Origin of the sequence: Algoriphagus zhangzhouensis, assembly GCF_900148515.1 — a bacterium.
Classification (GTDB): domain Bacteria; phylum Bacteroidota; class Bacteroidia; order Cytophagales; family Cyclobacteriaceae; genus Algoriphagus; species Algoriphagus zhangzhouensis.
The window spans coordinates 633,736-659,664 of record NZ_FRXN01000001.1 but is presented as its reverse complement, the minus strand read 5'-3'; the positions used below and the strand labels follow the sequence as shown (position 1 = coordinate 659,664).

Below are 25,929 nucleotides of genomic sequence, written 5' to 3'. Positions count from 1 at the left end.
ATGAGCACTATCACTAGAGAAGGAAGAAGAGATTTCCTCAAAATAGTCGGAACCACTGCCGGAGGATTGTTTATTGGCTTTAATTGGTCCAGTTGCGACTCTCCGAAAGTAGAAGTATTGAGCACTGAAGAAGTTTTGGCTCAAGTCAAAAACTTCAATGCTTATTTATCCATTGCTCCATCAGGTGATGTGGTAATCTATTCACCAAATCCTGAATTGGGTCAAAATATCAAGACATCATTTCCAATGGTTGTAGCTGAGGAATTGGATGCTGATTGGTCTAAAGTCCGGGTAATTCAAGCGAATCTGGATACAGAAAAGTTTGACAGGCAATTAACAGGAGGATCAGGTGCTATGCCTCATAGCTGGGAAAGATTGAGAAAAGCAGGTGCTACCGCCAAATATGTTCTTGTAGCTGCTGCAGCCCAAACCTGGAATGTTCCCGCAGAAGAAATCACAGTGGAAAGTGGTATTATTTCTCATAAAGAATCCGGTAAATCAGGTCATTTTGGTGAGTTTGTAGAAGTTGCTTCCACCATGTCAGCGCCTGAGGAAGTGACTTTAAAGGATAAAAAGGATTTCAAAATCATAGGGACTCCAGTAAAGAATGTTGATGCTAAAGAAATCTACACAGGAAAACCAATGTACGGCTTGGATTTTTACCGTGAGGGAATGAAGCATGCAATGATTCAGAGAGCTCCTTTTGGAATGAAAATCAAATCAATGGATGACGGAGCAGCAAGAGGGGTTTCAGGTGTAACGGATGTTGTTACTTTTGGGAATTCGGTTGCCGTGGTAGGAACATCCACTTGGCCTCTATTGAAAGCAAAAAAACTGCTGAGAATTGAATATGAAGCAGATGGTAATGTTGAGAGCACTGCAGATCATGATCGTATTTTTAAAGATCTCCTGGAAAATGGAAAGGCAGATGTAAGAAGGAAAGACGGAAATGTAGATAAGGCTTTCAAAACCGCAGCTAAAGTGGTGGAAGCGGAGTATCAATGTCCATTTTTGGCGCATTCCCCGATGGAACCAGAAAACTTCTTTGCACATGTCCAAGGTGATCGTTGTGAATTGATTGGTCCAACTCAGACACCAGATAGAGCTCGACAGACAGCGGCTCAGATATTGGGGATTCCACCGGAAAATATCACTGTAGAAATCACTCGTTTAGGAGGTGGGTTCGGTAGAAGGTTAAGAGCAGACTATGTAGAGGAGGCTGTAGAAGTTTCCAGAGCAATCAATGGTCCTGTAAAAATCGTGTGGAGTCGCGAAGATGAATTGACAGGTGGGGCTTATCGACCAGCTGTGAGATATAAATTTTCGGCGGCATTGGATAATGCAGGTAATATGATTGGCTATAAACTCAAGGGTGTTGGAATGAATGCCGGAAACACTACTCGTGAGAATAATTTCCCATCTGGCGCTGTAGAAAATGTCCTGATCGAATCCATAAGCTACGATTCCAGTATAACAACAAATGCTTGGAGAGCACCAATCACAAACTTCCTCGCTTATGCCGAGCAAAGTTTCTTGGATGAAGTCGCTTTGGCCGCAGGAAAAGATCCAGTTCAACTTCGATTGGAATTATATGAAAAGGCCAAAAACAATCCGGTAGGAGAGTTGGGATACAATGTTAATCGAATGATCGCCGTGACCAAAGAAGTAGCTGAAAAGTCCAATTGGGGTAAAAATCCAAATGTAAAACAAGGGTTGAGTGTTTACTTCTCCCACAGATCATATGTGGCCCAAGTAGCAGATATTGAAATGGATGGAGGAAGCCCTACGCTCAAAAGGATCACTGCTGTAACAGATTGTGGAATGGTTGTCAATCCTACAGGTGCAAACCATCAGGTAAGAGGTGGGATTGTAGATGGAATGGGACATGCGATGTACACCAATTTGACTTTTGAAAATGGTGTTCCAAAGCAAAAGAATTACGATTCCTATCGCCTGATTCGTTTGAAAGAAGTTCCAGAAATCAATACCCATTTCTTGGATAGTGGATTTGATCCAACAGGTCTGGGTGAACCAGCCTTGCCACCAACAGGCGGAGCAATTGCCAATGCAATCTTTGCTGCAACAGGTCGAAGGTTGAGAAGTCAGCCTTTCATTGAGCAAAAGGAATTTTCTGATATCAAATTAGAAATCAAGAGAACCTGATGATAAGTCTATTGTCGAGAGTTATTAGACCATAGAAATAGCAAAAACGCCTTTGAGTAAAACCCAAAGGCGTTTTTTTATTTATTGTAGAAAATGAATTTCCAATATTGAAATCAACCAATCGCCTCAGCTTCTGCTTTAAGCAATTCATTGGAATCATTTAAACCTGCTTCGATGAATACTTTCGCAGCCTCTGTTTTTTCTTGACCTTTCTCAATCAAAACTCCTAAAATCAACATGACACCGATTCGAGTTCCTACTTTCTTTGCAGCGGTATTAAACAAAGGTTCAATCTCTTCATAATTGATCTCTTCAGCCAATTTCTGAATGTTTGCCTTTGTGGAAGCATATTTTTCTTCAGGAAGATTGGTCAATTTTTTACTCAATTGCTGCATCTCACTCAAAGGATTTTTCTTTGGCTGATTTTGAGGAGCAGGAGCTGCTGGTTTTGATTGCTCTTTTTGAGGATTTTGCTTCGCCCATGAATCTTTCAGACCAACTGTTTTGTTGAAAACCAATTGATCAGAAGTGGTGTCAGTATCCAAAGTGAAGTAACCTAATCTTTGGAATTGGAATTTGTCTTCCAAAGTCGCATTCGCCAAAAATGGCTCCAAATAAGCTTCTTTGATCACATTCAATGAATCTGGATTGATGAACTCCAGGAAGTTTTTATCCTCATGAGAATCCGGAGCTTCGTCCAAGAACAAACGATCATATTCACGAACCTCTGCTTTGATGGCATGCTCAATGGATACCCAATGCAAGGTTCCTTTGACTTTTCTCAAGCTTGCTTCTGTTCCCGTTCCTGACTTTGAATCCAAGTCAACAGTACAGTGAATCTCAGTAATTTTTCCAGAATCGTCTTTTACAACTGAATCTGCTTTGATGATATAGGCACTTTTCAATCGAACTTCAGTTCCCAAAGCCAATCTGAAAAACTTCTTGCTTGCCTCTTCCTGAAAATCAGCTCTTTCTATATAAAGCTCTCTGGAAAAAGGTACCTCATGCGTTCCTGAATCTGGAAGCTCAGGATTGTTTTCCATGTGTAGAATTTCCGTTTCCCCTTCTGGATAATTCGTCAAAACAAGCTTCACGGGATCCAAAACAGCCATTACACGAGTAGCGGTTTTATTCAAATCTTCTCTGATGCAATATTCAAGAAGTGAAACATCCGTCACATTATCCCTTTTGGAGATACCGGATAGGTCACTGAATTTTCTAATTGAGTCTGGTGTATAACCTCTTCGTCTCAAACCAGAGATAGTTGGCATACGGGGATCATTCCAGCCCGAAACCACCTTTTTCTGTACCAATTCAAGAAGCTTTCGCTTACTCATGACGGTATAGCTCAAGTTTCTACGAGCAAATTCTCTTTGTTTAGGACGTAGATTGGCTGAATCATAAATCTGATCCAAATACCAGTCATACAGCTCTCTATGAAGCTTAAATTCAAGCGTACAAAGGGAATGGGAGATATGCTCGATATAATCTGACTCGCCATGAGCCCAGTCATACATCGGGTAGATACACCAATCGTTGCCGGTTCTATGGTGATGCGCATTGATGATACGATACAAAATCGGATCTCTCATATGCATATTCGGAGAAGCCATATCGATTTTTGCACGAAGAAGGTAAGCGCCTTTTTCAAATTCCCCATTCTTCATTTTCTCGAAAAGCTCCAAACTTTCTTCTATTGGTCTGTCACGATAGGGACTTGCAGTCCCCGGAGTGGTAGGAGTTCCTTTTTGTTCGGCGATTTGCTCAGAAGTCTGCTGATCAACATAGGCTTTGTCTTCTTTGATCAACTGGACAGCCCAATCATATAACTGCTGGAAATAATCCGAAGAATAGCATTCATTTGCCCATTTGAAGCCCAACCAAGCAATATCACGCTTGATCGCGTCCACATATTCCTGTTCCTCTTTGGCAGGATTGGTATCATCAAATCTCAGATTGACAGGAGCATTGTATTTCTCTCCCAAACCGAAATTCAAACAAATGGAGGCAGCATGACCAATATGCAAATAACCGTTAGGCTCCGGTGGAAAACGGAACCTTAGTTTATCTTTTGGAAGGCCATTGGCCAGATCTTCTTCTATAATTTGCTCAATAAAATTGAGTGCTTCTGGTGATTCTTTCATAAGTGAAAACTGATGTTCAAAATTACTTCAATTGAAAGGAATTGCAACAATCAGCGAAAATGAAGAAAGAGATTAGATTAAAAAAATTCAGATTTGGCAAGTTTCACCTTAAATCTCATCCATTTCTCTTTCTGGCCAGTAGGGACCTATTAAATCCAATTTTCTATTTTCTCTATCCAGCTTGAATTTCAGCACCATTTTATCATGGTCTTGCTCATGAATAGCCAAACAGGCATTGAAATAAACTACGTTAAATGATAAAGTCAGCTTCCCGGATTTTTTACCGTCCAAAAGCAAAGTATTGATCACACTTACGTTTTCGGCAACTGCTCCCTGCTTTTTGTAATAAAAGGAAAGAAAGATCCCTAGTTCCTTTTTTCTGGCTGTCAAAAAATCATCGATTTCCATTTCATTACCCAGTGGCTCTTCTCCAATTTCAAATGTCCAATTTTCTTGCATGATCAAATAGACTGATTCAGATCGAAGTTACTTGAAATTTGTAAGGGGATGGAATTAGAATCACTTATTTTAGTCACATGAACTATCCGATTTACCTAGATTATAACGCCACCACGCCTTGTGCTCCTGAAGTCATCGAAGAAATGATCCCATACTTTGGGACTCATTTTGGAAATGCATCCAGCAAAAGCCATCCCTTTGGCTGGGTAGCCGAAAATGCTGTTGAAGAAGCAAGGGAAAAGGTAGCTACTTTGATAGGAGCAAAGTCCAAAGAGATCGTATTTACATCGGGTGCTACCGAGGCAATTAATCTAGGAATCAAAGGAGTTTTTGAGCATTATTTGGGAGAAAGACAACACTATATCACTTGCCAAACCGAACACAAAGCTGTGTTGGATACTTTGGAAGAAATCGAAAATAGAGGCGCTGAAGTCACTCATTTACCTGTTGATTCCAAAGGAGAAATAGATTTTGATCTGCTCTTTAAATCAGTAAAACCTCATACAAAAATGATTTCATTGATGTGGGCAAATAATGAAACAGGAGTCATTCATCCAGTTTCTGATATCGCTGCATTATGTGAAGATCAGGGGATAATCTTTTTCACTGATGCAGTTCAGGCTGTTGGTAAAATCCCTGTTAATGTGAAAGGAATCCATCTGATGGCGATGTCTGCTCATAAATTATATGGACCAAAAGGAGTAGGAGCCTTGTTTGTTCGACATAATCATCCCTTGCCCAAACCTTTGGCTCAAATTCAAGGAGGAGGGCATGAAAAAGGGATGAGAAGTGGTACTCTAAATGTACCAGGAATTGTGGGATTTGGAAAGGCAGCTGAATTACGTTCAGCTCATTTGGTTTCTGAGGAAATCCGTCTAAAAAGCCTGCGTGATCTATTAGAAACAGGCCTTTTGGAATTATCAGACACTTTTTTGAATGGAAGTCAAACTCATCGTTTGCCTCATGTTTCCAATATCTCATTTGCTGGAGTAGAAGGAGAGGAGCTATTGAGAAAGGTTTGCCAAAAGGTAGCAGTAAGCTCCGGTTCAGCTTGTACTTCTATTAACCCTAAACCAAGTCACGTTTTGGAAGCAATGGGCATAGAACCTGATTTAGGAAGAGCTTCGATACGATTTAGTTTGGGAATGAATACTAAAGAAAAAGAGATTCGGGATACTATTGAATGGGTCAATAGTGTAGTTTTTGAATTGAGGAACATTTAATTTTTTTAATCACCCTGTTTACTTTTTTGTGATGGAGTTGATAGAGGATTGAAAGTCAAATGACTTTTTAGAATCCTATCATATTTAACCTCCTTCTCAATGAAACCTAGACATTTACTTTTTATCGGCCTTTTGTCTTTTTTGCTCCTATTTACATATTCCTGCAAAGATGAACATGAGCCTACAGTTGACCCAAATATTCCAACGGGCGAATTTGATACAAAGAACATTTCAATCGAAATTCCTTCAGAAGCTGGAATTGATTTAGCTACAGCAGAGATTTTTTCCTTTGGCAATTCTTTTCCAGTAAGCTCAAATGGGGCATCCCTGGTTGTTTCCACGCCAAATGTTCCCAGCCTCGCATATTTGTTTGATCAGGAGGACAACCTACTCTTGGCAGGTTTTATTACCGATTCTACTTCAACTTTAAGCCCAAAAACGACAGCTCAGGTGTTGGTTTATTTGGGCATGGCATTGGACTTTAGGGACGAGAGACTCACACCAATATTTCTGGAACAATATAGCTCCTTGCCCAAAACAAGCATTTGGGATTCGGAATTTGAAGAGCTCTGGAAATCAGACCCTTTGATTCTAGGAAAAGAAACCTATTTAGACCCACTTACAGAGGTACTAAATGGGATTTTACCCGAAGACAACTACAGCGATATTTTCGCAAGAACTCAAATAGAAAAAGCTTCCACAATTCAGGTGGAAGGAATAAGTATTAAAAGTGGAATTCAAGTTTTCGACCCTTCAATTGGTCAATTGTCAATTAGAAACAGCTACCGGAGAAGGGCTCATGCTTTCCTTTATAAAATGTATACCAAGGATGAGGCAGGGAATAAAAATGTGTTGCTATCTGAAGTCGGAACCGGTACACAATCAGACATAGATTTTGAAGTTTCTCCAGCAGATGCAGCAAATTCCATAACAGGAATATTGGGGGCGACTATTGAAAGCAAAGAAAATGATTTTGTCTACAAGGAAACTACTCCAATAGATCTCAATCTACCTGATGGAGTAAGTGAAATTGGATATAAAGTCCATGTTATAGGGCCTGGAATAGCTGATCCTAAGCCCAAAACTGAAACTGAAACAGCCAAATTGACTAGACTTGAGATTGAAGCATTTGCCTTGGATTTCATGTTTCCATTAGTCATGGAGATATTTGGTTGGAAAGATGAATTGAAGGGAGCTGGATTCGATATAAAAAGTGGAACAGTTGAAGCATTTATTGAAAAGACAGAAGTGTTTCTTAAAGCTTCACCAGATATTTATGAAAATGTTAAAAAGGGAGATTTTTCAGGAGCTATAAACACTTTTCTATTAAAATCTAGTACAAATATCCTTGAGAATAGTTTTCCGGATTTGGCAAATGCAGCCTTTGACTTAATGGTTGATCGTGCAGATCAATCCGGATATGAGCTCCCACAATTTGATTATGATAAGGTAGACGACGTAATGAAAAAGTCTGCGAAAATCATGAAAGTCGTCAATGTAACATTGCTCGCAGGGGATTTTATAAGGTTGGCATGGGATTATAGAAATTCAAATCAACTCGAAGAATGGGACGTCAGAGCCAAAAGCTCAAAAGTCACCTTAAGCCCACAAGAGTCTACTATTAGCGCCTATTCATATGTAGACTTGGAGCCAATTATTAAGGATCTGACTATAGAAGATGGTACCCATCCTTATTTTGTTTTTGAAACTCCCGGAGAATTTGGAGAGGTTAGAAATGCCGATGGAGATAAAGGTAAGAAAATCGAAACTGCCACTCCTAAAATCACCTACATCACTCAAGTAAGTGCTGCAAACCTTCCGGATGAATACAATGTAGAATATGTCTATGTTGAGGCCTATTACAAAAATAAATTAATAGGACGGGATACTGCAAGCATCACGATCCGCAAAAGCAACTATCAGCTTTTACCCAAAGGGGTAACACTTTCTGGAAAAGAAGGAAATGTAAATATGGTGGACGTATCTATCGAGCCCATCATTAGAAACCAATCTTTGATGGATTTCTCAGAAATGAAGATAGTTTGGGAAACATCCGGTAAGCATGGGAAATTTCTATATGAAGGGAATTATTCTAACATCGTGAATACATTTGGCACTAATAATCTGAAGTATAGATGTTTAGATAGTGATACACAAAATGGAACAGAAACCATCACTGCAAAGATTTATGCAAAGTCAGAGGTCGATGACGAATACTTTTTATATCAAACATTAGAGACCACTTTAAAAATTCTAAATGATGATAAATACAAAATCCTTCACCTTCCCATAGATTATTATTCCTATTACAATTACAAGCCAGATGAGCTTTATTCCAGCTGTGGTTCAAATACATATTTCACAACACCTCCAATTGAAGGGGCAGAGTCCTATCAAGCAAGGGTACTCTATTATTGGCCAGATGTTATACCTTCTCAAGTAGGAAGATCTATTAGTTGGACATCTGAATCAATGGAATTGATTGATGGGAGGTATGAATTTTTCCATTTATTAGTATCAGGGAGATCTTGGCCATCCTGGATGGGTGATGGCGCAGCAGAATGTGCTGAAGGAGAGGAACGGGCTAAATCATATCAAGGAATGGCAGAATTGATTGTGAAATTAAAATAAGTGATAGGACTGAATATGCCTGACTCACATTAACCAACTATGACTTATGGTATTTTAAACAAAACTTAATGAAAAAATGAAACTAGCAGTTTATCTTGATGATCAAATAATTACAAGGTTTGGGTTCATCAGAAGAATATTGGTTTCAATCTCCAGAGAAAGCTCTTTCACAAGCATACTCCATGAATATCGAGTGGTGCAAAAGTTACGTGGTCAAAAACTCAGGTACGATTGAAGATGCAGAAGACTTATTCCAAAGCTGTATTCACGTTGCCTGGGTCAATTTAAAAACGGGAAAGTTTGTGGGTAGTCAGGAAAAATTCAATGCATACCTAAGACAAATCTGCAAGTATAAATGGATCAATATCCTAAAAACTAGAAAACCTACCAGTAGCATCAATGAAGATAGAAATGACTACAATGAAGGAAATCAACAAGATGAAAATTGGGAAGAAAATGAAATACAAACCAATTTATTGATTGAATCACTTATGCAATTGGGAGAAGGTTGCAGAGAGATTTTATCAAGATTCTACTTCAAAAAATCAAGTCTAAAATCAATAGCATCCAGCAGAAATACAACTGAGAAAAGCATCAAAACAATCAAGTTCAGATGTATGAATAAACTAAGAAAAACCTACTTGGAACTCCAACGCAAGCATGAATAATAAGCCTGAAATATCGCTAGAAGAATTTGAAGAGATCGAAAGATTTATTTTGGGAGAAATATCATCTGAGGAAAAAGGAGCTTTCGAAGAGAGGATAATTACAAATCAGGAACTTAGAAGAGAAGTTAACTTTCAAAGAAGCTTGCAGGCGACTATTGAAGTTGATTCTTGGATCAAAAACAAAGAAAATTCTAAAGTAAGTAGAAAGTTGATTTCTTTCCTCAAATATGGAATTGCTGCTTCAGTTGTCTTCATTTTAGGTTTATTCATTTGGTTGCAGCCATGGAATTCGGAAAGTTCATCTGGAGACATTTATACCGCCTATTTTTATCCTGATCCAGGATTACCAGTACCAATGAGTAGCACTGATTCTTATCAATTTGATGATGGAATGGTCAGTTACAAAGAAGAGAAATATCAGGAAGCACAAGATATTTGGACCAATCTAGCACAAGATCAGCCAACTGATACATTGGCTTTCTATTTGGCTATGGCCAAGTTAAATCAAAAAGAATTTGAGTCTTCAGCCCAATTTCTAGATCAATTATTAGAAGATTCCAATTCTGAATTTTATCAAAAAGCTCTTTGGTATAGATCATTGATTTACTTGAAAGAGGAAGAAAAGGAATCAGCGATTCAATTGTTGGAAAAATTAAATAGTCCTCTTTATAAAAAGGAGGAACTTTTGGAAAAATTGAAATAGTCACTTTGACATGGCTTGGTTCAAAAGATATTTCCTTTTTTTTCTTTTTACTAGCTTTTGGTACACCTCTGCATTAGGTCAAAATTGGTATGCACAATCCCAATCTGCATTCAGAGATGGGGAATTCGAGTCTGCCAACCAGCTTATTCAAAAGGCTATAAAGCAATTCAAAACTGAAAATGAACCCGATAGCATAGTATTCGCTTACGTCCACAAATCTGCAATTCAATGGGATTTATTCGGAATAAATGAAGCCCTTGAAATGGCCGATTCAGCCATTTTTCTTTCCGAAAATCTTAACACTTCAACAGATTCCAAAATCGCTGCTTTGAATAAAAAAGGGCAGTTGCTGGTACATGATTTCTATTGGAATGAAGCGGAAAACACTTTTCAAAAGGCCGAGTCTTTAATCAGGGAACAAGACAAAAAATCGACTTTGATTTCGACTCTTTACAATAATATTTCTTGGCTTTATCTAAACCTCCAAAACTTGGAAAAGGCATATTCTTATGGATTGAAATCTCTGGAAATTCAAAAAGAATTGTACGGAGAAAATGATCGAAAATTAATGGGGGTATATCAATCATTGGGATTGATAGCCAATGATCGAGCGGATTATGAAAATGCAGAGAAATTCAGTTTCAAACTGTATGAAATAGCCAAAGCTAATTTGGATCCGGACCATCCAACCATGGCCTTGGTCTATAATCAATTGGCGATAATTCAAGAATCCAGATTCCGCTATGCAGAAGCGATTCAATATTTGCAGGAAATGGCAAACGTTTCCCAAAAGAATTATGAGAAAACTGGAAACCCTCAGTTTTTGGCGATTGCCTATAATAACCTTGGAAATATCTACCACAAACTCAATGAATTCCCGCTTGCAGAGCCCTATTTTTCGAAATCCGTAATCCTTCACAGTGAAAATTATGGAGAAGATGAAATTGGAATAATTCAACCAATTATTCATCTGGCTAGTAGTAAAATGCATTTAGGAAAACTGGATGAAGCTGATTCACTTTTTCAATTTGCTTACCTAAAACAGCAGATTCTGGAAAAGGAAAATCTTCCGGGATTGGCTGCCTTGGAAAGCCAAATAGGAGATTTGTTTGCATATAAATCCATACCTGAGGAGGCTATTTTGTGGTATACAAGAGCACTTGAGCATTATCAGGCCTCAAATATTGAGAATTTCTTTTTGGTAGGAGAGACCCATACTTCAATAGGGAAGGAGTTCCTAAATTCTGAAAATTATAAACAATCCATTGAGCATTATGAGAAGGCTTTAGAAATCTATAAAAAGCTTTACCCTGATTCCAGAATAGTAGTTTCCAGTAAGTACAACGATCTCAGTTTGGCATTTTTAAAAGAGGGTAACCAAGAGGCGGCCTGGAAATATTCAGATAGTACATTCATCCGAATTCTAGGTCAAGGTTTTATTAGATCAGAAAAATGGACCGATCTCCTTCCTCCCAATTATCGAATTGCTTTTTTTATCGAAAATCGAATCAATTTGATTTGGGCAAAGAATCTTGAAAATGAAAGTCAGGAAAATCTTTTAGAAATTATTGAGTTGGCAGACGGATATTCTCGGAATTTTCAAAAGAGCATTTTTAGCCTCAGAACTCAATATTCTTTGATAGAATTGGCCAAAGAGCATCGAAAAATCCTTCTGCATGCGATTGATGCCTGCTGGATTTTAGCTGCCAAATTTGAAAAGAAGGAATATTTTGAAATAGCCTTTCGATTTTCAGAGTTGGAAAAGGGGGTACTACTGAGACTAGCATCAAATAATATGATGATTTCTGAATCCATAGATGCCGATGATTCCATTGCTATTTTAGATCAATTTTGGAGAGATCAGATCAATGGCTTGAACTCCAATTTCATGAATAGTCCCAATGACTCTATTTTGAATCAATTGACTTATTCAATGGAGAGCTATTCAATTTTTCAAGACAGCATCATCAATCTGGACATACCTATATGGAATGAACGCTATTCTTTGGAACCATATTCAATAGAGGAGATCCAAAGAAAATTGTTGGGAAATAATAATGTTCTTATTGAATTTTCAGTGTCTGAGAATAGGATTTATGCATTCGTTTTATCAGATGCTGGTTTAAAAACCCACATGATTGACCGAAATTCAATAGGTAGGCAAATAGAAAAATTGAATCAATTAAAAAACCTTGAATTTGAGGAGTTTAAATCAGTTTCCCATGTGATTTTCAATGAATTGATTTCTCCTTTCTATTCAGATTTAAAAGATAAAAACATAATAATCATACCTGATCGGGAGCTTTATTCTGTCAATTTTGAATCCTTAATCAAAAATCAAGATGGAGAGAATTTTTCTGAGCTCTCATACCTCATCAAAGACCACGAGATTTCATATCTTCTATCTACTTCGACTTCCAATCAATTTTTTGAAAAGAAGAAAAAGGATTCAAAAAATGGGCTTTTCATAGCCCCTGGTTTTACCGATCAGATGAAGCAAAGCTATATCTCTGACCATCCAAATCAAGCTCCAATTCAGAGTCAATTGATCAGACAGCCTTTTTCTCTTTTAACAGCTAAGCTGGCATCAAACATGGTAAAAGGCTCATTTTATCAACAGACCGAGGCTCAAGAATCCTTGTTTTACGAGAATGCTTCCGATTTTGAGATATTACACCTCGCAACACATGGAGAGGTCGATAATGCCTATCCGATGAATTCCCATTTGTATATGGCCTATCCTAATGAAGCTGACAGTGCCAACCAAGATGGGATAATCCATGCTTTTGAAATTTACGGTTTACAGCTTCAGGCTGAATTAGCTGTGCTTTCTGCGTGCAATACGGGCTCAGGAAAGTTCGAGGACGGAGAGGGATTGATCTCACTGGCCCACAGTTTTTTACATGCAGGCTGTTCCTCTGTCTTGATGAGCATGTGGGAAATAGACGAAAAAACCAGCTCAGAGATTCTGATGGATTTTTATAAAAATCTGACCAATGGAGAAAGCAAGTCTGCTTCTTTAAGAAATGCAAAATTGAGTTTTCTGGAGCAAAGCCCGCCGGAATTGGCGCATCCATACTATTGGGCTGGCTTAGGATTGATAGGTGATACGAGCCCTTTAGAATCGAACAAAGGGTTCAAAAACCTCCTTTGGATATTCTTAGGAGCCTTGATTGTTTCTGCTTTGATGTATTTTTTTCTTAGGAAAAAAATCTAAAGGTATTGTAAATTCTCCCAATCAGCCTGAGTATCAATATCTATTTTACCATTTTCAAAAGGAATTTGTACCAGGTCATCTAAATGATGTTTGATCACCTTTTTAGCGCCTTGATCACCTTTTAGATTTAATAATTCCGAGAAGTACTTTTTTTCAATAATGGCAGGAACACCAATGGTATCGGAATAGCTACAGGCTGCAATTCCATTAGCAGAATTTTCCTTTTTAGTCATCAATTGATGGATCAATTCTGTACTTACAAAAGGCTGATCACTAAGAAGCACGAGTACTTGATCTGGATCATAATTTTCTTCCAAAAATTTCAAACCTACCTGAAGACTTGAAGCCATTCCACTTTCCCAGTTTTGATTTACAATCCACTTAACCCCATCAATTTTTAAAGTTGATTTGATAAGGTCGGATTGACTACCTAAAACAACTAGAACAGGTCCTAAAATGGCCTCCTGAGCTGATTTGATGGTTTTTGACAGAAGTGTTTCTTCACCAAATTTCAGAAGCTGTTTCGGTTTTCCAAGGCGAGAAGAAGAACCCGCTGCTAAAATTAGTACTCCTGTTTTCATGATGGGTTTTCATGAATTGGCCCCACTTTATCCTTCAAGAATATTGGTTCCTTTTTATTCAAAACAGCGGTGATTTCTGACAAAGCTGATAAGGCAATTTCTTCCGATGTCTCAGCACCGATTTCAATTCCGATTGGAGCATAAATATTATCCATACTCACAGAAATTCCTTGATTTTGAAGCCGATCGATTAGCTTTTCTGTCTTCTTTTTAGGGCCCAAAATTCCGATGTATGGAATCATGCAATCCAAAAGCTTTTTCAAGACTACGGCCTCATACTCAAAATTATGAGTCATCAAAAGAGCCACTGTTCTCAAGTCAGTTTCTATTTGTTCAGAAACATCCTCTGCCGAACCTTGAATTATTTCAATGACACTTGGGAATCTTTGCTTCGTTGCCAAATTCTTTCTGCCATCAATCAAAACCACTTCATAACCCAGAATATCAGCCAATTTTGCCAATGGAATAGTATCGTTTCCAGCTCCAAATAATAGAATTTTCACCGGAGGTCTGATCAATTCATAAAAGACTGAAATGTCATCAAAATCCGGATAGGCTTGGATTTTACCAGATGCAAATTCCCAACTGGAAAGTTCATGCTTCATCTCCAGCCATAGAGCAGGAGGAAGATGGTCCACTTTCCCATATTCGTGATTCCCTTTTTTTAGAAAAACAGTCCCAATCTGTTCTGATTTACTTCTTTTGATAGAAAACAAAGTCAGCAAAACACAGCTAATTCTTTCTGCAAGAGCCAATTTTATCAACTCAACAGGATTCGCTGGATTTTCATAATCAATAGGCTCAATCAACACATGAATGATACCATTACATCCTAAACCAACTCCGAATTTCTGATCATCCTCATCAGTGGTATCATAGGTGACCAACATAGATTTTTGTTGAAAAATCACCGTTTGGGCCTTTCTTAGAGCATCCCCTTCCAAACATCCACCACTGATAGCTCCAGTCAAGTGACCTTCTTCAGTAACCATCATCCGTGCACCAGGACGGCGATAGGAGGAGCCATCCACCTGAACCACCGTCGCCAAAGCAACTTTTCGGTTTTCAGATTTTGCCAGTTCGTATGATTGGATGATTTGTTTGAATTCCTTCATTTACCTTGATGATGATTCTTTTAGAATTGAATCAAAATATAGCCAAAATTGAATGTTTAAACACTCGATTTTATTTCAATTCTGATGAAAATCACCTGGGTATTTAAATTGAATAAGAATTTATTTGAAAAGGATAATAATTGCCCCTAAGGCTGTAAGGATCAAAATCATCTTTCTGAAAAACTCCTCATTGATCATTTTTACGACTTTGATACCGACCAAAAATCCGAGCATAATTCCGGGGATGAGTTTTAGATCCAAGAGCAGAGTTTCTTTGGAAATAGTCTCCCAAACGAAAAAATGGAAAGGCAATTTGAAAACATTGATAATCAAAAAAAGCCATGCAGCAGTCCCAATGAAATGATTTTTGGGCAAGCGCATAGCTAGAAAATAGATATTGGAAATTGGACCTGCTAAGTTTCCAACCATCGTAGTAAATCCTGCCAAGGTTCCAACTCCACTCGAAAATGCCCAATGAGTAGGAACTGTTTTGGTTTTCTTTTGATCCCACCAAACTATAAATCCAACTGTAAAGAAAATGATGATGGCCATGAAGATTTTGAAAGCTTTCTCTGGCAAATCCATCCCTACCAAACTCCCTAGAATAATTCCCAAAATCATCCATGGAAGGAATTTGGCGACGTATTTCCATTGGGTATGACGATTGTAATAGATAACGGCGAATATGTCCGCGATCACCAAAAGTGGTAGAACAATTCCCGTTGATTGCTTTGCTTCAAATGCAATAGCCATAAATGTCACATTAATGATCGCAATTCCTTTGATTCCTGCCTTGGACATACCAATCACTAAAGCAGCTAAAAAACTAAGAATCCACGAAGTAGTACTGATTTCAGAGGTAAGTGACAAAAACATAGGTTGGGGTCAAGAGCAAAGAACAAAAATATCCCGATTTCCCAAACTTAAAAAAATCCAAGCTAGAACACCTTAGAATGTCTATCTGAATCAATTGGTCAATTGAACTCTTTCCTTGTTAAGTGAAAACACAAAGGAAAGGAGTAGAGATACTAGTAGGTAGCCCACAAATCCATAAATAGCTCCCGGAAAGGCTGTATTCATACCAAACCAATCACCTGATGTAAACACAAAATACATGGCGTATACTGCTTTCAAGAGTTCCCAGGCCCAAGCGTTGGGATTTCTATCCATCAATTCAGTGTAGGCATAGACAGTTAAAAAGACAAAACCTCCATAGTAGAAAATACCAGGAGCGCCTATTGCAGCCAGATTTCCAAAAAGGTAACTCAAGAGTAAAAGCAAAACGATTAATTGTGCAAAGCTCCAAATGAGCATTCCCTTAGATAAATGAGAATCATATTTTTCAAAATGATAGACATCCTCAATTTTATTCACTGGATATTTTTGAGCTACATCAGCAGGTCTCCATCCCAATGGCATAAACCAGATTTTCAATTTATCAGACCAGTTTTGAGCTCTCCAAGCGTCCTTGATCAACAACCATAAATGCATGAAATTGATCTTGATTGGATTCCAGGTTTGTACAGGTCTAGTCACTCCATATACGGCAGGAACATCTTCCAATTCATCCTGATAAGTCCCAAACCACCTGTCCCAAAAGATGAAAATCTGGCCATAGTTTTTATCCAAATATTCTGGATTAATGGCATGGTGAACTCGGTGATGGGAGGGGGTAACGATCACTTTTTCCAGAATCCCCATCTTTCCAATATGCTGGGTGTGATACCAGAATTGAGCGAAAAGATGTAAGGGTGCTACGATAGCAATTACTTCAGGTGGAACTCCCAAAATAGCTGCAGGAATCAAGAAAACAGCGAAAATCTTTACTATCCCTGAAATACTTTGGCGCAAGGCACAGGCTAAATTGAATTCTTCAGAGCTGTGATGAATGATGTGATTATTCCAAAAGATGTTGTATTCGTGAGCGATCCGATGGGTCCAATATCCGGCAAAGTCCAAAGCAAAAAAGGCTATTACATAAACCAACCAAGTGGCTTTTATTTCGAAGAATCCGAGTTTATCATAAAGCCAGGCATAGGAGATCACAACTAAACTCAAACCTAAAACATCTTTGGTCACATTGGTGATTCCAGAACTCAAACTGGAGATCATATCTGAAACAGGAACCGTGTCTTTCCCTTTCCAGATCCCCCAGAATTTTTCAAAAAGTACCAAGCCAAAGAAGGCAGGCATTGCAATCAATAATATTTCTCCGTAGGCTTCCATTTGGGTTTAGAATGGCGTGATAACTCCTCTAAACCTAGGAAAAATGGTCTTTCAGAACAATAGCTCAATTAATCAATTAACTGAATCAGTAGCTTTTTTGATCTATTTCAAGGATTTGCCTGTCTATTCAAATATTATAAGATGCACTAATTGGTAAAGTCACTTCACCCAGTTGTACTTCTTTGCTTGATTTGGCGGTTATCTTATCTTCTCTGATGATATAGGATTTATGAATTCTTAAAAAATCAGAATCGAGCATTTCCATCATTTTTTTCATGGTCATCCTTGTCACGATTGGCTTTTCCTCATCCAAATGAATTCTTAGATAATCGGCCATACCCTCTATGTAAACCACTTTTTCCAATTCAATTTTGACTTGTTTGGAATCAACTTTTACCCAAATAAAAGTTCCTTCTTTGGCTGGGGAAAGCATAGCCAGATGCAAATGGGCTTTTTCTACAGATTTTTTAAACCTCTCAAAATCAAATGGTTTCAATAGATAATCCACAGCATTCAGATTGAAACCTTCCAAGGCAAATTCAGAAAAAGCGGTCGTTAAGATCAATAACTTATTTTTTCCAAAGAGCTTATAAAACTCAATTCCTGACAAAAGAGGCATTTGAACGTCCAAAAAAATCAAATCTACCTGCTCAAACTCTAAAAACTGTTTGGCATCAGTGACTTTGGAAAAGGTTTTGACCAATTGAATTTCTTCCGGAATTCGTTCACAGAAAGTCTGCAAAATCTCTAAAGGAAGTGGTTCATCATCTAATGCAATCGCTTTTAGCATTCAAGGTTTATTCTCAGGTGAACCCGAAAATAACTATTTCTTTCTCCTATCTCAAGTTCTTGCTTGTCTCCATAGATTAATTTTAATCTGGATAGAGTATTTCCTAGGCCAAATCCACTTTTCTCATGCTGTGCCAATTGATGAGAAACAATTTTGTTTTGAACCATTAAAATAAATTCGTCTCCTTGAGTTTCTAGAATGATTTTGACTTCACCTGTCTCTTCTGGGCTAACTCCATGTTTGAAGGCATTTTCGACAAAGGATATCAAAATGAGCGGAGCAATCTTTTTTCCAGCGAAGCTTCCCTTTTTTTTATAATCCAATGAAAAATCTATAGGCAATCGAAGCTTTTGTAATTCTAGGTAATTTTCGATGTATTGAATTTCGCTTTCCAAACTGACACGGTCTTCCATTGAATCAGAAACAACATACCGCATCATCTTCGACAACTTCATAACGCTTTCTCCAGTTTTATCTGCTTTTTCTCGAATGCTTAAAGCATAAATGGAATTCAATGTATTGAACAGAAAATGGGGATTAATCTGATTTTTTAAGGACCCAATTTCAGCCTTCGATTTTGCTTGCTCAGTCTGGAATAAAGCCTCTCTCAGCCGCAAAAGGATTGAAAACATGACAACTACAGAGAATAACAATAGCTGATAAGCATAAGAAGCCAACTCTTCCCAAGGAAATAGCTTATCCAAAAAGGAATTGGGCCCTGCACCAAATCCTGGGGGTTGATGTCCCGGACCGCGATCTGGTCTAAATTCTGAATTTGGTTTCGGAGGGGGATTGTGGTTTAAAGCAGGAATATTTCCTCCAGGCTCATTTGAAAAAACAACCTCAGGTATTCCTATTATCAGCAGAAATGAAATTCCTACCCACAAAAAGTAGATGAGATAGTGACCTTTTTGAAAGAATTTAGGAATAAGCAAGAAGTAGTTCAAGTAGAAAAAGCCTAGCATCAAGGCATTACTAAATAACTCCTGAATGGTGGCAGGGTCCAAAGCAAATCTTGATACCTCAGGAGGCTGAGGAGATAAAATCACTGGTACCAACAAAAAAGCAACACCTCCGAAGAAGTGAAGCCACCAACTGCGTATAAATTTCATAAAGCCTATTTACAAAAAGGATCTCAATTTTTACAAATTCAAGTTTTTATATTCCAAAATCAGGATCATAGCTTCTGTCGTCAAGGCTTCCATTTCAAGGATTCCACTTTGATTGATTGAAAGAGCGTCTCCTTGCTCCAAAAGACAATTTTCAAATTCGAATACACCTGTAACAGCCATCGAAAATGAAGGACCATAAGACTGATGTTCGACGTCGGTTCTCCCTTGCAAATTCCCTAAACTCAATCGGAAAGATTCATCTCCATTCTTGAACTCAGCTATAGTAAAAACCTTATTGGCGATTTCTTCCAATTCAAAATCGAATGTTCTTTCACTATAGAAATTTCTGGTTGGAACCTCAATCCTAATAAAATGGACGGGATCCTTATCAAATGGATTTTCCAGTGATAAAGACATTTTCTTTGGAATAAACTTAGACCAAACTTCCCCGGTCTCTACGAACAAACCGGACTCTAATTTTAACTCACCCACAACTGGAATGATAAGCTGTAGAGAGGGGAAGTTGGTACCAAGATCTAATTTTTCTCCCGGTAAAATTGTAATCTCAGAAATAGCTATGGAGGCCTCATTAGAAACCTCCAAAACTCTATTTCTTAAAATCATTTTTCCGACTTGATGCATTTCAGCATTCTTACCTAGGAAAATTCTTTTATCTAATATTTCAGTTGTATTCCCCATTAAGATGCTGCAACAATAGAATGAGTCAATTTAAATCCTTCAGAAATTGAACCTGAAACGATAGCCATTTCAGTAGAAACACCATCACTAAATACATTGTCGCTACTATTGTAAGTGTAGCCTGACATTCCTTTAGTATATCCATTTGCAGTACTTGAATTCACCTGAACCACAGCTGAGTTACTTCCTTCAGGGAATGCAATCTGAGTTACTTTGATAGACTTCCCTGATGCAGTATACACGTGGACATGAATGTGGGTAGCGCGGCCGTTGTACCAACCTGGGAAAATAGTGGTGAATGCAACTTTGCCATTTTCGTCTGCTGCTTGACGGCCGCGCAAGAATGAACTTGAAGTATATCCACTGTATTCAGAATAATTTCCGTCTTTATCACAATGCCAAATATCAACTAAAGCACCTTCGAGAGGTAGGCATGATTGTGATTGGTCCAAAATGGTGATTTCTACATCAAGTTCGATCCCAGTTCTATCTCCTCTGATATCTTCTCTTACCAATGATCCCGGTGAATGGGTAGGGTAAGGACCAGCAGTTTCTGTATTTGTCAAAGTACAATCCGAAGAAGTAGTAGAAGAATTGGTACTACTTGAACCATCGTCTGTAACCGTACTTGTTTCATCTATGATTGTATCCGATTCATCGATACATCTTGTCAGCAAAGGAAAAGCAAATGCACTCATGCTCAACCTTTTGATAAATTCTCTCTTTTTCATGATTTCATGGGTTAGTTAAATTCGATACCCAAATCAACGGCAAATTCTTTCGTGTTGGTTGCCCTTAAACAGCCCTTTGCGACGAACACCTAAAATCTTACGATGAAAAGAAAGTTTTTAATTTTTTTTAAGGAGGATTCTTATCTTTTATGAAAATTCAACCTATGAAAAAGCCATTGATTACCTTAATTCTATTTTGTATTGTATTCCAAAGTCAGGCCCAAATCAAAGCTGATGACATTAGGAGAGAATCAGAGAAATATTTAAAACCATCTCTAGATCAGTTTATTGAATTTTTGAAAATCCCAAATAATGGGAATTACCCTGATCAAATCCTAGATAATTTGAAATGGAGCCAATCTCTTTTAGAAGGTTTAGGGTTTCAAACTCAAATCGTTCAATCTGGAAATATTCCTCATTTATTCGCACAGGGGGCTCAAGATCCTACTAAGAAGACTATTTTGGTTTATATGCAAATAGATGGGCAACCAGCCGATCCGAAGGCTTGGAATCAACCAAATCCCTATATACCCGTTTTGAAAGAAAATAAAGATGGTGAATGGAATGAAATTTCAATGGACCATCTTCAAGGTGATATTGATTTGGATTGGAAAATCTTTGCAAGATCTGCTTCAGACTCTAAAGGACCGGCAAATTCCTTTTTCTCAGCACTTCAGATCATGAAAGCCCAAAATTGGGAGCCAGCTGTAAACTTAAAAATGATTCTAGACTTTCAAGAAGAACTTTCTTCTCCTGAATTAGCTGATGTAGTAGCCCAAAACAATGAACTCTTTGCTGCAGATGGAATTCTGATCATGGATGGAACACGCCATCTTTCAAACCTCCCAAATTTGACTTTCGGAGCGAGAGGAATAGCTACGGCAACCATCAAAGTATTTGGTGCTTCGAGAGATCTTCATAGCGGTCAATATGGGAATTTCGCCCCTAACCCAGTGTTTTCCATGGCTAGATTGCTTGCAGCGATGAAAGATGAAGATGGGAAAGTATTAATCCCTGGCTTTTATGATGGAGTTAATTTGACTGAGGAAGATATCAAGGCAATGGCTTTGGTACCAGAAACACTAGAAGAAATTGAAGATGATTTGGGAATAGCAGAGGCTGAGAAAGTCGGTAACACCTATCAGGAAGCATTGCAATATCCTTCCTTGAATGTCAGAGGAATCAATGCGGCTTGGGTTGGGAAAGAAGTTCGGACTTTGATCCCTTCAGTAGCAGTGGCAGAATTGGATCTCAGATTGGTGAAAGAAACTCCAGGAGAAAGACAATTGAACCTCCTAAAAGACTTTATAGAAGGACAAGGGTATCACTTGATAGAAGGAGAAGAACCAACTGATGCCGAGCGAAAGACATATAAAAAACTAGCTTCATTTACTGTGAAAGAAGGTTCTGAGCCCTTTAGAACTGATATGAACTCAGATTTTGCTCATTGGCTGGAAGCTGGAATGAGACATGTATTTGGAGATAATTTTATCAATACGAGACAAACTGGTGGCTCTCAACCTATGGCTCCATTTATCAATATTTTGGATGCTCCAGCGGTTTCTGTTAGAATTCCCAATCCCGACAATAGCATCCATGCACCCAATGAAAATATCCGAATCGGAAACTATTTGGAAGGTATAGAGACCTGCTTAAGTATTCTGACTCAACGGTTTTAATTATGAGTTTGGATTTAATAGCAACAGGAATCATTCTTCTCACAGTTCTTTTTGTACTCAAGATCACTAAAGTTCAAAATAGAATAGTCCAAAAGGTTTTGGACTGGTTTCCTGCTATTTTATTTGCCTATGTAATTCCCGCTTCATTTACTCATTTGTTTCATTGGGACTTATCAAAAGTTTATCTCCATGATTTGAGCCGACATTGGATTATTCCGGTGACCTTGTTGGCAGTCATGTCGGCTTTACCAATCAAAAAGCTAGCAATTGTAGGAGTTAGGCCTATTATCTTATTTGTGGTAGGAAGCTTATTAATTGCAACACTTCCAGTATTCCTTGTTTCCATTTCTTCCTCAATTTCAGGAGACTCCGATCAATTGTTTTTTGAAATGGAATATTGGAAAGGCCTAGTTCCAATAGTTGGAGGGTGGATTGGAGGAAGTACTTCTCAGCTGATTTTGAAAGAATTAGCAGAAACTCCAGAAAATCTATTTCTCTCTGTTTTGGTATTGGACAATATTCTTGTGAATATCTGGACAATTTTGATGTTCCAGTTTATCAAAAAGGGTGATTCATTAAGTAAAACAATAGGAATAAGTGATATTATTCCCGCAAATTTGGAACAAAATCAAAGCAACAGCGCAAAGAAAATTCGTCCTATTTTTATTATTGGAATCTTCCTTCTTTTGGCTTCAGGTACATTTTTCTTACAACTATCATTTTTATACTTAGTAATAAGTCTTTCAATTATAGGCTTACTCCTCGGGAATATCATTCCATCATGGAATACAGAGTTTTCATTAAAGCTAGGCGGAATCTGTATTGTGTTGGTGATGGCAATTCTGGGACTGAAGCTTGATTTCAGTAATTTGACCTTACCTTTCACCTTTATAGGTATCGTACTTTGTTGGTTGATTCTACACTTCGTAGGGATGCTTCTAGTTGCAAAAACCTTGAATCTAAACCTTATTTGGGTTCCAATAGCCTCGATGGCAAATCTTGGAGGAATCTCTACAGCTCCTGCAGTGACGGCAGCTTATCGCAAAGATTTAATGCCCCACGCAGTACTTTTGGCAATATTGAGTATGGTCACGGGAACTGCTTGGGGTATGTTTACGATTTACCTATTTCAAATGATCTCTTGATATAAAAATGGAAATCCCCAGTCTGGCTAACCTTAAAAAAGAACTTTCTTATCTCTCAGAATCTGAAATCAAAGACTTACTAATTGAGTTGATCAAATTCAGTAGGGATAACAAGGCCTATCTTTTTTTCAAATTGTATGAAAAGGATCAACCGGGATTATTTGTAGAATTGGTCAAAGAAGATTTGCTTGTGGAGTTTGAAAAAGTAAGAGTGGATCATTCTTATTATGCCAAAAAAGGGATTCAGTCCATTCGCAGGAAAATGAACAAACTTTTAAAACTTTCAAAAAATAGGGAAGACCAAGTCGAAGTTTTGTTGTTTTTCAGTGAAGAAATGAAGGAGAGAGGATTTTTAAAACACAGGAATCCTGTAATTAAAAACCTGTATGAAATCCAAAAAGGAAAAGTGGAAAAACTGATTGAAAAACTTCATGAAGATCTCCAGTATGATTATATGAATAGGCTAGAAGAGTTATAAAAAAAGAGGCCTCCAACGAATCAGAGACCTCAAATTAACCATTTTAACCAATGCTATTTATTGGGCCAATTTGCCCAAATGCTGCAATGTCCAGCCAAATCAGTTTTCCCAATAGTTCTCTGAATTCCAGTATAACCTGCATTCATGACAGCCCTCGGAGAAAATTGAAAATCTCCTTTTTGTTTTTGGAAAAGTGTTCCAAAATGTGCCTGACTAAGACCATGACCATTTTCATGCAAAGCTACAGTCTCTAAGTCAATGTGAGATCCATCAACCGCCCAATTAAAATTATCATTGTAATAGATTTCTCTAAAAGCGGCGTCTGGCTTACCATCATTATTTTGATCTACAGGATCTCCATTCTCATCTATCCAAAAGAAAGTAAAAGTTACACCTAAGATGGAGTTTTCACCACCTGGGGCAAGGAAATTAAAAAAGGCACCAGGCATAAAACCTAAGTTCTCAATGTCTGCACCATAAGCCTCAACACTAGGAAATCCTAAAATACTTGCTACAATACCCACAGGAAAAGGTGCAGGTCCTATATCATACAAGTTAAGTTCTGAACAAGTTGCACCTTCCCAAGTCATAAGAGAATTTTCAATGGCCATTCTAGAATCCGCAGGCGCTAAAGATGATGCAGGTCTATAGCTATCAATGTAATAAGACATGTCAGGAGTACCATACATTTTACTTTGAGGAGCAAAATCTATACTCAGCTTTTTGGATCCTTTATTGTCAAACAATACTGTTCGACCCATTTCGGTGCTTCCCGGTGCAACGATATATTCTGCCATATAAAGTTTAGCCTGATATTCGGACTCCACCATTCTTGCATTTTCGGTTACCCTATTCACTTTCATTGGTGGAAACCGCAAGTCACTGTAAACAATTTCCTCTTCAACCTGCTGCTGATTAGGAACAACATTTTCATCGGTTTCCTGACAGGAGAAAAGTAGGATACCGGCACATAAAGCAATTACTATTCGGTTATTTTTCATAAAAATTTGGGTTTGGTTGATAATTACTCCTATTAAAATAATCACATTAATACCAAGCTCAAAACTCCTATAAAATATTGTTTATCACCTATTTATGATTTTTTATTCTTAATATTTAAATTATATAAATTCAATTTATAAACTAATAGTACAATTTTATTCAAAACTAGATTTAATGAATTATTAAGTACTTTGCTTAAAGAAAATTTTGAATTGAAAGCCTTCTTTGTAATTTCATTCCGCTTAATTTATTACCCTACCAAATGAAATTTTTAAAAGCAATTCTACCATTAATCTTCCTTTCCAATTCCTCTTTTAGCAGTTATGCACAGGTTGTTCATTTGGGGAGTGCAGGCTTTGAACCTTGGAAAAAAGATAGGTTTGAGGAGATTACCACAGAAAATGGATGGCTCAATCTTTCCGGATTATTTTGGTTAGAAGAAAACAAGACAACGCTTAATGAGGCTGGGAATAATTTGAGTTTGGAATCAAATCCCAATGAAAAGAACCTCGGATCATTTATTATGAAATCTGATTCGGTTTGGTTTATCCCAAACCCAGAAACAAAGAGCAAATTTAACCTGCCTTCAAAAGTCCTGCAGTTTCCCGAGGAGCATTATGGAGACCTGGCTTTGAAAGTTGGTCAATGGAAATGGTCCATCATAGAAAGGGGAGGATTATATGGGGTTCGAGTTAGAAATCTAAAACATCCAGCAGTCGAACAATTTGATGGAATTCCTGTCTATGACTACAATCCCGAGTGGAATTTTGAGGCCAAGTTTATTCCCAAATTCAACGAATCCATCACTATCACCAATGTACTTGGTCAAGAATATGACTGGAATGTCATGGGACATATACTTTTCAATTTTAATGGAGTGGATTACGAATTACTCGCTTTGGAAGAAGAGGGAAAACTCTGGGTAATATTCTCAGATGAAACCAATCTAGCGGATACTTATCCAACAGGAAGGTATATGTATGTTGGCTTCCCGGATCGTACAGGAAAATTGGCCTTAGATTTCAACTATGCCTACAATCCACCTTGTGCTTTCACCAGTTTTGCAACTTGTCCCATTCCTCCAAAAGACAACAGATTAGACTTTGCTATTCCAGCAGGTGAAAAGATGCCTAAGGTTCTTCAAATCCATTAATAAAAATGGA

Annotated in this window: 21 protein-coding genes; 10 read left to right on the top strand and 11 right to left on the bottom strand. The window is 37.9% G+C overall.

Translation table 11 applies throughout. The features are described from left to right. Positions 1 to 2,163 (top strand): xanthine dehydrogenase family protein molybdopterin-binding subunit, encoded by a 2,163-nt coding sequence (locus BUF13_RS02795; RefSeq protein ID WP_073570213.1) that lies wholly within the window; start codon positions 1 to 3, stop codon positions 2,161 to 2,163. Positions 2,164 to 2,276: 113 nt separating this feature from the next. Here the strand turns inward: BUF13_RS02795 and BUF13_RS02790 are convergent, their stop codons facing one another. Next, complete coding sequence (locus tag BUF13_RS02790; RefSeq protein WP_073570212.1) at positions 2,277 to 4,307, bottom strand: glutamine--tRNA ligase/YqeY domain fusion protein; 2,031 nt, start codon at positions 4,305 to 4,307, stop codon at positions 2,277 to 2,279. A gap of 108 nt (positions 4,308 to 4,415) precedes the next feature. After that, positions 4,416 to 4,766 (bottom strand): hypothetical protein, encoded by a 351-nt coding sequence (locus BUF13_RS02785; RefSeq protein ID WP_073570211.1) that lies wholly within the window; start codon positions 4,764 to 4,766, stop codon positions 4,416 to 4,418. Positions 4,767 to 4,843: 77 nt separating this feature from the next. Between BUF13_RS02785 and BUF13_RS02780 the strand changes: the two genes are divergently transcribed. The 5 genes from BUF13_RS02780 to BUF13_RS02760 all read left to right on the top strand — a co-directional run bounded on the left by BUF13_RS02780 (position 4,844) and on the right by BUF13_RS02760 (position 13,208). After that, entirely contained in the window at positions 4,844 to 5,989 is a 1,146-nt protein-coding gene (locus BUF13_RS02780; protein ID WP_073570210.1) for a cysteine desulfurase family protein, read from the top strand. Positions 5,990 to 6,088: 99 nt separating this feature from the next. Then, on the top strand, positions 6,089 to 8,620 hold the full coding sequence (locus tag BUF13_RS02775) for a hypothetical protein (protein WP_073570209.1): 2,532 nt from the start codon (positions 6,089 to 6,091) through the stop codon (positions 8,618 to 8,620). 119 nt (positions 8,621 to 8,739) lie between these two features. Next, positions 8,740 to 9,288, top strand: coding sequence for a sigma-70 family RNA polymerase sigma factor (locus tag BUF13_RS02770; RefSeq protein ID WP_073570208.1), 549 nt, complete (start codon positions 8,740 to 8,742; stop codon positions 9,286 to 9,288). Then, positions 9,281 to 9,991 (top strand): tetratricopeptide repeat protein, encoded by a 711-nt coding sequence (locus tag BUF13_RS02765; protein ID WP_073570207.1) that lies wholly within the window; start codon positions 9,281 to 9,283, stop codon positions 9,989 to 9,991. The genes BUF13_RS02770 and BUF13_RS02765 overlap by 8 nt, the downstream gene beginning before the upstream one ends. A 10-nt stretch (positions 9,992 to 10,001) precedes the next feature. Then, positions 10,002 to 13,208 (top strand): CHAT domain-containing protein, encoded by a 3,207-nt coding sequence (locus BUF13_RS02760; protein WP_073570206.1) that lies wholly within the window; start codon positions 10,002 to 10,004, stop codon positions 13,206 to 13,208. Here the strand turns inward: BUF13_RS02760 and BUF13_RS02755 are convergent. The 8 genes from BUF13_RS02755 to BUF13_RS02720 all read right to left on the bottom strand — a co-directional run bounded on the left by BUF13_RS02755 (position 13,205) and on the right by BUF13_RS02720 (position 20,462). Beyond that, positions 13,205 to 13,789 (bottom strand): nucleotidyltransferase family protein, encoded by a 585-nt coding sequence (locus BUF13_RS02755; RefSeq protein WP_073570205.1) that lies wholly within the window; start codon positions 13,787 to 13,789, stop codon positions 13,205 to 13,207. The genes BUF13_RS02760 and BUF13_RS02755 overlap by 4 nt on opposite strands. Next, on the bottom strand, positions 13,786 to 14,904 hold the full coding sequence (locus tag BUF13_RS02750; protein ID WP_073570204.1) for an XdhC family protein: 1,119 nt from the start codon (positions 14,902 to 14,904) through the stop codon (positions 13,786 to 13,788). Before BUF13_RS02750 ends, BUF13_RS02755 begins: the two co-directional genes overlap by 4 nt. 120 nt (positions 14,905 to 15,024) lie before the next feature. Continuing rightward, positions 15,025 to 15,780, bottom strand: coding sequence for a sulfite exporter TauE/SafE family protein (locus BUF13_RS02745; protein WP_073570203.1), 756 nt, complete (start codon positions 15,778 to 15,780; stop codon positions 15,025 to 15,027). Between the two features lie 90 nt (positions 15,781 to 15,870). Further along, positions 15,871 to 17,130, bottom strand: a complete 1,260-nt coding sequence (locus BUF13_RS02740; RefSeq protein WP_073570202.1) for a sterol desaturase family protein — start codon at positions 17,128 to 17,130, stop codon at positions 15,871 to 15,873. 127 nt (positions 17,131 to 17,257) lie between these two features. Beyond that, positions 17,258 to 17,920 (bottom strand): LytR/AlgR family response regulator transcription factor, encoded by a 663-nt coding sequence (locus BUF13_RS02735; RefSeq protein ID WP_073570201.1) that lies wholly within the window; start codon positions 17,918 to 17,920, stop codon positions 17,258 to 17,260. Continuing rightward, the gene (locus BUF13_RS02730) at positions 17,914 to 19,032 is read right to left on the bottom strand and encodes a sensor histidine kinase (RefSeq protein WP_073570200.1); all 1,119 of its coding nucleotides are present in this window, start codon (positions 19,030 to 19,032) and stop codon (positions 17,914 to 17,916) included. The genes BUF13_RS02735 and BUF13_RS02730 overlap by 7 nt, the downstream gene beginning before the upstream one ends. Before the next feature lie 30 nt (positions 19,033 to 19,062). Next, positions 19,063 to 19,656, bottom strand: coding sequence for a hypothetical protein (locus BUF13_RS02725; protein WP_134204312.1), 594 nt, complete (start codon positions 19,654 to 19,656; stop codon positions 19,063 to 19,065). A gap of 74 nt (positions 19,657 to 19,730) precedes the next feature. Further along, a complete protein-coding gene (locus BUF13_RS02720) occupies positions 19,731 to 20,462 on the bottom strand; it encodes a dioxygenase family protein (protein WP_073570198.1) in 732 nt (243 codons plus the stop codon). 164 nt (positions 20,463 to 20,626) lie between these two features. Here BUF13_RS02720 and BUF13_RS02715 point away from each other — a divergent pair, with 164 nt between their 5' ends. Genes BUF13_RS02715 through BUF13_RS02705 form a run of 3 tightly spaced genes read left to right on the top strand, consistent with a single transcriptional unit; the run spans position 20,627 to position 23,764 of the window. Beyond that, positions 20,627 to 22,141, top strand: a complete 1,515-nt coding sequence (locus BUF13_RS02715; RefSeq protein WP_073570822.1) for a M20/M25/M40 family metallo-hydrolase — start codon at positions 20,627 to 20,629, stop codon at positions 22,139 to 22,141. Between the two features lie 2 nt (positions 22,142 to 22,143). After that, positions 22,144 to 23,286 carry a DUF819 family protein gene (locus BUF13_RS02710; RefSeq protein WP_073570197.1) on the top strand — a complete coding sequence of 381 codons (1,143 nt, stop codon included), beginning with the start codon at positions 22,144 to 22,146 and terminating at the stop codon, positions 23,284 to 23,286. A gap of 7 nt (positions 23,287 to 23,293) precedes the next feature. Further along, entirely contained in the window at positions 23,294 to 23,764 is a 471-nt protein-coding gene (locus BUF13_RS02705; RefSeq protein ID WP_073570196.1) for a hypothetical protein, read from the top strand. 53 nt (positions 23,765 to 23,817) lie between these two features. Here BUF13_RS02705 and BUF13_RS02700 read toward each other — a convergent pair whose 3' ends face one another. Then, a complete protein-coding gene (locus BUF13_RS02700; protein ID WP_073570195.1) occupies positions 23,818 to 24,765 on the bottom strand; it encodes a hypothetical protein in 948 nt (315 codons plus the stop codon). Positions 24,766 to 25,028: 263 nt separating this feature from the next. Here BUF13_RS02700 and BUF13_RS02695 point away from each other — a divergent pair, with 263 nt between their 5' ends. Continuing rightward, complete coding sequence (locus tag BUF13_RS02695) at positions 25,029 to 25,919, top strand: DUF1684 domain-containing protein (RefSeq protein ID WP_073570194.1); 891 nt, start codon at positions 25,029 to 25,031, stop codon at positions 25,917 to 25,919. Positions 25,920 to 25,929 lie beyond the last annotated feature (10 nt).